This is a genomic window from Prosthecobacter sp., from assembly GCF_044232965.1.
In the GTDB taxonomy this organism is placed as follows: Bacteria; Verrucomicrobiota; Verrucomicrobiia; order Verrucomicrobiales; family Verrucomicrobiaceae; genus Prosthecobacter.
Genome location: NZ_JBIIKX010000127.1, coordinates 1 through 8,079 on the forward strand (window position 1 = coordinate 1; position 8,079 = coordinate 8,079).

Annotated in this window: 7 protein-coding genes; 1 reads left to right on the forward strand and 6 read right to left on the reverse strand. The window is 59.3% G+C overall.

The genetic code is table 11. From position 1 onward, the window contains the following. The 6 genes from ACILSI_RS26220 to bamA form a co-directional block, all read right to left on the reverse strand. Nucleotides 1-529 (reverse strand): helix-hairpin-helix domain-containing protein (locus ACILSI_RS26220; protein ID WP_395724887.1); only part of this gene is annotated, 529 nt, incomplete at its 3' end. A 41-nt stretch (nt 530-570) separates the two neighbouring features. Then, nucleotides 571-1,290 (reverse strand): hypothetical protein, encoded by a 720-nt coding sequence (locus ACILSI_RS26225; protein WP_395724888.1) that lies wholly within the window; start codon nt 1,288-1,290, stop codon nt 571-573. Nucleotides 1,291-1,298: 8 nt separating this feature from the next. After that, nucleotides 1,299-2,525 (reverse strand): tryptophan synthase subunit beta, encoded by a 1,227-nt coding sequence (gene trpB, locus ACILSI_RS26230; protein ID WP_395724889.1) that lies wholly within the window; start codon nt 2,523-2,525, stop codon nt 1,299-1,301. Between the two features lie 74 nt (nt 2,526-2,599). Next, on the reverse strand, nt 2,600-3,661 hold the full coding sequence (lpxD, locus tag ACILSI_RS26235) for a UDP-3-O-(3-hydroxymyristoyl)glucosamine N-acyltransferase (protein WP_395724890.1): 1,062 nt from the start codon (nt 3,659-3,661) through the stop codon (nt 2,600-2,602). A gap of 92 nt (nt 3,662-3,753) precedes the next feature. Continuing rightward, nucleotides 3,754-4,371 carry an OmpH family outer membrane protein gene (locus ACILSI_RS26240; RefSeq protein WP_395724891.1) on the reverse strand — a complete coding sequence of 206 codons (618 nt, stop codon included), beginning with the start codon at nt 4,369-4,371 and terminating at the stop codon, nt 3,754-3,756. A gap of 60 nt (nt 4,372-4,431) precedes the next feature. Continuing rightward, the gene (bamA, locus tag ACILSI_RS26245; RefSeq protein ID WP_395724892.1) at nt 4,432-6,729 is read right to left on the reverse strand and encodes an outer membrane protein assembly factor BamA; all 2,298 of its coding nucleotides are present in this window, start codon (nt 6,727-6,729) and stop codon (nt 4,432-4,434) included. A gap of 247 nt (nt 6,730-6,976) precedes the next feature. Between bamA and ACILSI_RS26250 the strand changes: the two genes are divergently transcribed. Then, nucleotides 6,977-7,858: a DMT family transporter gene (locus tag ACILSI_RS26250; RefSeq protein WP_395724893.1), complete on the forward strand. Its 882-nt coding sequence runs from the start codon at nt 6,977-6,979 to the stop codon at nt 7,856-7,858. Nucleotides 7,859-8,079: the final 221 nt, after the last annotated feature.

Here is an 8,079-nt window from a genome sequence, read left to right on the forward strand (position 1 = left end):
ACGTCTTGTAGATGCGCAGCGCCCGCGAGGAGCTGATGCCGTGCTGATGCAGGAACAGCATGATGGCGTGAATCGACTTCTGCTTCATCCACGACTCGCGGATCTCGATGCGGCGCTTTTTTCCCACGCCCTCGACGTCTTCGAGCTTCTTCGATTCGTTCTCGATGATGTCGAAGACCTTGGGTCCGAACTTTTCCACGATGCGCTTCGCATGCGCTGGCCCAATTCCTTTGATGAGACCGCTGCCGAGATAGCGCTCGATTCCGCTTAGTGAGTCCGGTCGGCGCAGCTTCAACTCATCTGACTTGAACTGCGGTCCGAAGTCACGGTTCGGCTCCCACACGCCCCGCGCCTCGAATTCCGCACCCGCGACCACACGCGGAGCTTTGCCTATCAGGCTGACCATGTCCTGCCTGCCCGCAGGCACGACCTTGAGAATGCAGAAGCCGTTCTCCTCATTGTGAAAAACCACGCGGTCCACCAATCCGCGCAGGACTTCGGGCTTGGTGATGTTTCGTGGCGCTGGCATGAGCGCAGGCTAGGCAAGCCCGCCGCTTGTGCGAGGGCGAATCACTCCAGCTTGGAAAACACTCCGGCGGCGGCATTCACGGAGATCTTTTGATTGGCCGCATACGCCCTGGCGGCCGCCATGCGCATCTCAGGGCGGGAACCACCACGCAACCAAACATCAAGAGCATCGCGCAGCAGGAAGGCTCCGGGATACATGAGCTGCTCGGTGGTGAGAACGGGACGCGTCTGCAAGGCTTCGAGATGCGGTTTGAAATAGCGTGAGCTGATGCAGCAGAGGATGATGGCGTCTGTCGGTTGGGCTGATGGATTGACCGCCGTGACTCCCACCGGTGCATCCATGAGGCCGTTGTGACCGATGAAGGCGGTCAGATCACTTTTGCGGTTTTGAAGATTCGAGAAGAACGCCTCGAGGCATTGGTGAATGTTTTTGCCGCGCCATGCCTCGGCGACGAGGAGGCAGTCCTTCGAGGTGTGACGATACGAACGACGCTCAAGAATTTCAGGCATGGGATTCTCCTCCGTTTTTTGGAGCTTCCAGGCCTTGCTGCGACCTAAGACGGACTTGAGGCCATCGGTGGTGCCCCAATAGAGATTTGAGGCCGCATCGTCGCCATTGCCGATCTCCGCAGGCACAGGCGCGATGCCCTGGCTGGCATTGTCAGCGAGCGCTACGAAGACATGAACGCGTTTGGGTTCCGCAGAGGCCACACTGCTGCATGCAAAGGCACCCAGGCAGATGGCGATGCTCCACGCTTTCATGGCATGGCTTAGAACTTCAATTCCTCACCGAAAATCATGCGGGCGGCCTGGGCGACGTCTTTGTCGCCACGACCGGAGAGATTGACGAGGATAATCTGGTCCTTGCGCATCGTGGGGGCCACTTTTTGCACTTCGGCGATGGCATGGGAGCTTTCGAGGGCGGGGATGATGCCCTCGACCTGGCTGAGTTCCTGGAAGGCGGCCAGCGCCTCGCTGTCCGTGGCGTAGTTGTAGGTGACACGGCCCTGATCGTGCAGCCAGGCGTGCTCGGGGCCGATGGCGGCGTAATCGAGACCGGCGCTGACGCTGTGAGTGAGTTCGATCTGACCGTCGGCGTTGGCGAGGAGCCAGGTCTTGGTGCCTTGCAGCACACCGAGACGGCCGCCTTGGAAGCGGGCGGCATGACGCTCGGGGATGATGCCGTCCCCACCGGCCTCGACACCGGTCATGCGCACGTCTTTGTCGTTGAGGAAGGGATGGAACAAACCAATCGAGTTGCTGCCGCCGCCGACGCAGGCCACGAGCAGGTCAGGCAGGCGTTCCTCGCGTTCCAAAATCTGACGTCGCGCTTCAACACCGATGATGCGGTGGAAATCACGCACCATCATCGGGAAAGGATGCGATCCGAGCGCAGAGCCGAGGATGTAGTGCGTGGTGCGCACGTTGGTGACCCAGTCACGCATGGCCTCGTTCACAGCCTCTTTGAGCGTGGCCTGCCCGGCGGTGACAGCGACAACTTTGGCCCCGAGAAAGCGCATGCGGGCGACATTGAGCGCCTGACGCTCCATATCGACCTTGCCCATGTAGATGACGCATTCGACGCCAAAGCGCGCGCACACGGTGGCCGTGGCGACGCCGTGCTGGCCGGCACCGGTTTCGGCGATGATGCGCTTTTTGCCGAGACGCTGGGCGAGCAGGATCTGGCCGAGGGCGTTGTTGATTTTGTGCGCGCCGGTGTGCAGCAGATCCTCGCGCTTGAGATAGACTTTGGCTCCGCCCATCTTTTCAGTCCAGCGTTCGGCAAAGTAGAGCGGCGTGGGGCGTCCGACATATTCGTGCAGCAGACGGTCGAGTTCTTTTTGGAAGGTCGGATCGGCCTTGGCCTTCTCGTAGTGGTCGGACAGCTCGGTGAGCGCCGCCATGAGCGTTTCAGGCACGAACATGCCGCCATACTGGCCGAAGTGGCCGTGGGTGTCTGGCATCACGGGGAGAGGAAGGAGCGAGGCGGCGGTCATGGGGTGGTGAAGCTAGTACGAATGCCGGTGATTGGCAACGTCCACGCTGTATTACGACTGTGGTGGCATCACGATCACTCTTCGTGGCCGTTGTGCTCGAGCGCGGCGATCTTTTTCTCCAGCTCTCGGACGCGATCGAGCAGGTCGGGAATCTTGGCCGGGAGGCTGAGCATCTTACGACCCTCCATGAGCGGGCGCGCCGGGAATCCAGTGTAGGCTCCGGGCTGGTGAATGCTCTTGGTGACACCTGACTTGGCGAGGAACAAGACTTGGTCGCCAATTTCGAGGTGCCCGGCCACGCCGACCTGGCCGCCCATGGTGACGTAGTTGCCAAGGCGGGTGCTGCCGGAGATGCCGGTCTGCGAGACAATGATGCAATGCTTCCCCAGGATGCAGTTGTGGCCGATTTGCACGAGGTTGTCGATCTTGGTGCCCTCGCCGATCCAGGTGCGGCCAAAACGCGCACGGTCAATGGTGGTGCAGGAGCCGATCTCGACATCGTCGTCAATCTGCACAATGCCGACCTGGTCGATCTTCTGGTGGCGGCCCTGTACGAGCTCGTAGCCGAAGCCGTCGCTGCCGATGACGGAACCGCTGTGCAGGATGACGCGATTCCCAAGCACACAACGTTCTTTAATCACGGCGTTGGAGTGAATCACGCAGTCCATTCCCAGGCTCACCCCACGCCCGATGGAGGCCCCCGCATGAATCGTGCTGCCATCCCCTATCGTCACACCTTCTTCAATCACCGCATGCGGCCCGATACTGACTTTCTGCGGGTCAAAGATGGCGTCAATAGCGACGGTGGCGGTCTCGTGGACTCCCGGAACGAACTCCCGCGAGGGCGGACCAAAAAGGCGGATGACGCTGGAAAAGGCGAGCGTGGGGTTTTTGACGCGAATGAGGGCGAGTTCTGTCGGCACCTCTGACACATCCAGATCCTCAGGCACGAGAGCGACGGTGGCACGGGTGGTTTTGAGTGCGGGGAGGTAGCGCACATTGCCAAGGAAGGTGGCATCTCCCGGCCCGGCGTCCATGATGGAGTTGATCCCGGTGATGACGCCATCGGCGGGGCCAACGGCAAGCTCACCGCCAACGAGCCCGGCCAGTTTCTGTAGATTGATGGAGCTGTTCATGAAAAACAGACTGGAGAATGACGTGAAAAAGAAAAAAGGCACGTCGCAATTAGCTGCGGCGTGCCTGGAGACTTTGAAAGCAAGAAACTTGGTTATTTCTTGGCCTCACCCGCCGCAGCCTTGGCAGGCTCGGCACCCGGAGGCGGGGCGTTTTTATTGAGCTCAACGATGAGCTGGTCGGTCATGTCCGTGGCAGAGCCTTCTTTGACATGAAGAATGATCGGGATGGTGGATAGGCTGACGCCGGTCTTATCGAAGACGATGTCGAAGCCGTCCGCCTTCGATTTGTCACGCACGACGACGAGGATCTCCTCGTAAAGGCCTTTGCGGATCTGCATGTCCTCCTGCTTGAGCTGGGTCTGACGACGCTCGGCAAACTCCTGCATCTCCATTTCCATGGAACGGATTTCTTTCACTTTCTCACCCAGCTCGGCCGCATGCTTGTTGCGCTGCTCGGGAGTGATGATGGGATCCTGAGCGATTTTTTGGAGCTTCTGGGCCTCAGTGGCGAGGTTTTTGTAAACGGTCTGACGCTCCTGCATCTCCTGGGCGGCCTTCTCGTAGTTGCCTTTGTATTTTTCAGCGGCGGACTTGGTCTTGTGGAACTCCTGGAAGACCTTGGACATGTCGATCACACCGATTTTGAGATCGGCGGCCTGAAGGGTGACGGTGGCTGCGAGGGAGAGGGCGATGAACGCGCTGCGAATCATAAGAACGGGAGTTTGGAGGGGATTGAAGAAGCAGACAAACAAAATGTCCGACACGAGGGCTTAGAACTTGTAGCCCATGTTGAACTGGAAGCGGCCGGAGCCGGAGAACTGGTCATTGGTCACAGGCACGGCGTAATCGACGCGGATCGGACCCACAGGGAGGAAGAGACGGAGGCCAATGCCGACATCTGAATAAATCTCCCCGTTGCCGACGAAGCTGCCGCTAGCACCACTAATCGTTCCGATGTCTCCAAAGAAAGCCACACGCGGAGCCTTGTCCGCCGGGGCACCAAGGATGTTGACAGGAACGGTGTACTCCGCAGTTCCATAGATGGAGGTCTTGCCGCCCAAAGGCTCGCCAGCAGTGTCCTTGGGACCGGCCTCGCGATAGTCAAAGCCACGCAGGTTGTTGGCACCACCGAGGAACAGACGCTCAAAGATCGGGATGTTGCTGCCTTCCACCGCGCGGAACATGCCCTCGAAGCTCAGGATCGTGTCACCCCAAAGGCTGAAGAACTGCTGGCCGCCAAAATTCACCCCATAAGCCTCGACATCCATGGCAGAGGCCATGGCGCCGGCCTCAAACTTGTGACCGCGGCGTGTGATGAAAACATTGTCGCGCGTGTCATGCACCCAACTAAGAAAGATCTTGCTCTGCGCGTAAGAGCCAGCTTCCCGGCGAATGATGGCCGTGGCGGCAGGGTCGATGTTGTCAATCTCCACCTGCTGAAGCGTCAACCCGCCCTCAATGTAGGAGTGCTCGCCCGTCTGCTTTCGAAGACTGACGGTGGCTCCGGCCTCAGTCTGGTCAAACATGTTCGAGATGAAGAACATGTTCCGGTAGAAAAGATCGACGCTCAGCGCGAGCGGGCGGCCCAGGAACCAAGGCTCCGTCCAGGTCACGCTCATGTCACGACGGAGATTACCGGCACGGATGTTGGCGTTGAACCGCTGGCCGCCTCCGCGGAAATCCTTCCAGTCGCCGATGTCGAAGTTCGTCTGCGTGACGGAGATGAAGGCGGTCAAACTGTCGATGGAACTGAAGCCCGCGCCGAAGTTCACAGTGCCGGTGGACTGCTCGACGACATTGATGTCCACGTCCTTGTAGCCTTCGTTCAAGGCGGGTGTGTTGCGAACGTCAACGGCGCTGAAGTAGTTCAGGTTTTCGAGGCGGCTCTTGCCTGCGGCGATCTTCACCGTGTTGAGCTCCTCACCGGGGGAAAAGGGCATTTCACGACGAATCACCTCGTCCTTCGTGACGCTGTTGCCGGAAATGTTGACCTTGCTGATGAAGGACTTGGTGCCCTCGGTGATGTTATAAGCGACAGTGACCAAACCTGGGCCGGCATCAAGAATGCTGGTTTCCACCCGGGCGTCAGCATAGCCACGGGAACCGTAATAATCCTGGATCATCTTCTCGTCCGCCCGCACAAAGCTGCCCACATAAGGGAAATTGGCCTCGGTTTTGATTCCCTGGTTCAGCGCCTCCTGGGTGAAGACGGTGTTGCCTGCGATGCTCACGCCCGCCACATCATACTTCGCTCCCTCATTGATCACATACACAAGGTCCATTTCCTTCGCAGACACCGGCTCCCGGCGCACCTCGGTCACCTTCGCATAGACATAACCCTCGTCCTGGAAGGCCTGCTCGATGATCTTGATGTCTTCCCGCATGTCCTGGCTGTTGAGCTTGCCCGCCTTGCCCCAAAGGTTCCAGAAATGATGCTCGCGAGATTTCAGCTTGGTGCGCAGCTTGCGGGCGCTGAGAGCGGTGTTCCCTTCAAAACGAATGTCATGGATGATGCCACGGGCGCCCTCGTCCATTTTGAAAACCACTGTGGAGAAGCCTTCGCGGGTGGATGGGGTGATGTCGTAGCTGACAATCACATCCGAATACCCCTTCTTCTCATACATTTCGACGATTTTCTGCTGCGCGGCGCTCAGCTTGCCGTCGTCCACAGGATCGCCCACCTTTACCTCGATCTCCTTGGCCAGACGGTCGTTGTCAAACACAGTGTTGCCAGAGAAACCCAGTTCGCCAATGCCCCCGCGACCCACGATCTCCACGATCACCCGCACACCGCCAGCAACGTCCACGGCGCGGATGTCGAGGTTTTCCACCACGCCAGTGCTGTAAAGGGCACGGATGTCACGCTCCACCGCCTCGTCCGTGAAAGGCTGCCCGACACGCGTGGACATCTGGCTGCGAATGCGATTTTCATCCAGCTTCACCGCCCCTTTGAAGGTGATCTGAACATCCTTCACCACCTTGCGGGCCGCTGGAGCCGCAGGAATTCCCACCTGGGCCTGCAAAAGAGGATTGGGAGCGGTCGCGAGTGCGAGAACAGCGACAGCCAACAGGCAAAATCGGGGGCGGGAAAAGTTTCCTTGGGTCATAATGAGGCGGACGCGGGAGATGAACGAACGATGTGCCATTCACGGCACAAATTTGAAGCCGCATTACTGCTTCCCTGCCGCACAACGTCAAGGTGTAAGTTCGGGATCATCCCGGTCTGTTTTTTTTGAGGCCATCTCGCCCTTCCGCGCCTCATTTCATGCAAACATTTGGCTTCCCAGGCCTGCGCGGTTTAAGAACCACCCGCTCATGCCCCGCACCGACACCCGTGACTATCTCCAGCTTCACCTGGTGGTACTGGCGTGGGGCCTGACCGCCATTTTGGGCAAGCTAATCCTGCTGCCCCCCGTGGATGTCGTGCTCTGGCGCACCTCGCTTGCCGCCCTGGGATTTGCGCTGATCGCATGGCTGCTGGGGCACCGCCTCAAGATTTCAGCGCAGTGCGGGGCGGCGATGTTCGGCGTTGGTGTCATTCTGGGGCTGCACTGGATTTTGTTCTTCTGGTCGGCACGCCTCTCCACCGCCTCAGTCTGCCTCGCGGCCATGCCCACGGCCATGCTCTGGTGCTCGCTGATCGAGCCGCTGATTGACGGCTCAAGACGCTGGCGTCTCTCCGAACTCGTCGTCGGCATGATCATGGTCGGGGCCGTGTGGCTGATCTACGAGTTTGAGTTTCGTTACTGGCTCGGATTTTCCGTCGCCATCGCCGCCGCCGTGCTGGCGGCCTTTTTTGCCACCCTCAGCAAACAGCAGGTGGCGGGGGACACGCACTGGAGCATCATTGGCGTGTATCAGATGACCGGTGCGTTCATTGCCGCCCTCATTTCACGGCCTTTTCTTGAAAACGGCATCCTGCCCGTGCTTCCAGAAGCCTCTTCAGCGCTCTGGGTCGTCGTGCTCGCCCTCGTCTGCACCGTGGCCGCGTATGCCGGCTTCATGGACGTGTTGCGGCGGGTCAGCGTCTTCACCGTGAACGTCGTTTACAACATGGAGCCCGTTTACGGCATTCTTTTGGCCGCCATCGTCTTCGGTCAGGCCGAGTTCATGAGCGGCGGCTTCTACCTCGGCGCGGGCATCATCATCGCCATCGTGCTCACATTGCCCTGGCTTCGGCGCTGGGTGGAAAAGTAACGTCCGCTCCTTGCCAGCGACTTTTTTTGAATCCAGACCGCCTCCGCTGTCGCAAAAACTTGTGTGAACGCACAAGCTCTGGCATGGAATCCTCTCCTCGGAGCCTGTGCTCTCCGACGAGCGCTCAAATCCCCCATGAGCCAGTCTGAACTCAACGATGAAGAACTGCTCCAGCGTGCTGGACGCAGGGACATGCGCGCGTTTGAGCAGCTCTACGACCG

Coding starts and splice junctions, on each gene's coding strand:
- lpxD (WP_395724890.1), bottom strand. CDS start 3,661: ATGAACAGCTCCATCAATCTACAGAAACTGGCCGGGCTCGTTGGCGGT.
- ACILSI_RS26225 (WP_395724888.1), bottom strand. CDS start 1,290: ATGAAAGCGTGGAGCATCGCCATCTGCCTGGGTGCCTTTGCATGCAGC.
- ACILSI_RS26240 (WP_395724891.1), bottom strand. CDS start 4,371: ATGATTCGCAGCGCGTTCATCGCCCTCTCCCTCGCAGCCACCGTCACC.
- trpB (WP_395724889.1), bottom strand. CDS start 2,525: ATGACCGCCGCCTCGCTCCTTCCTCTCCCCGTGATGCCAGACACCCAC.
- ACILSI_RS26250 (WP_395724893.1), top strand. CDS start 6,977: ATGCCCCGCACCGACACCCGTGACTATCTCCAGCTTCACCTGGTGGTA.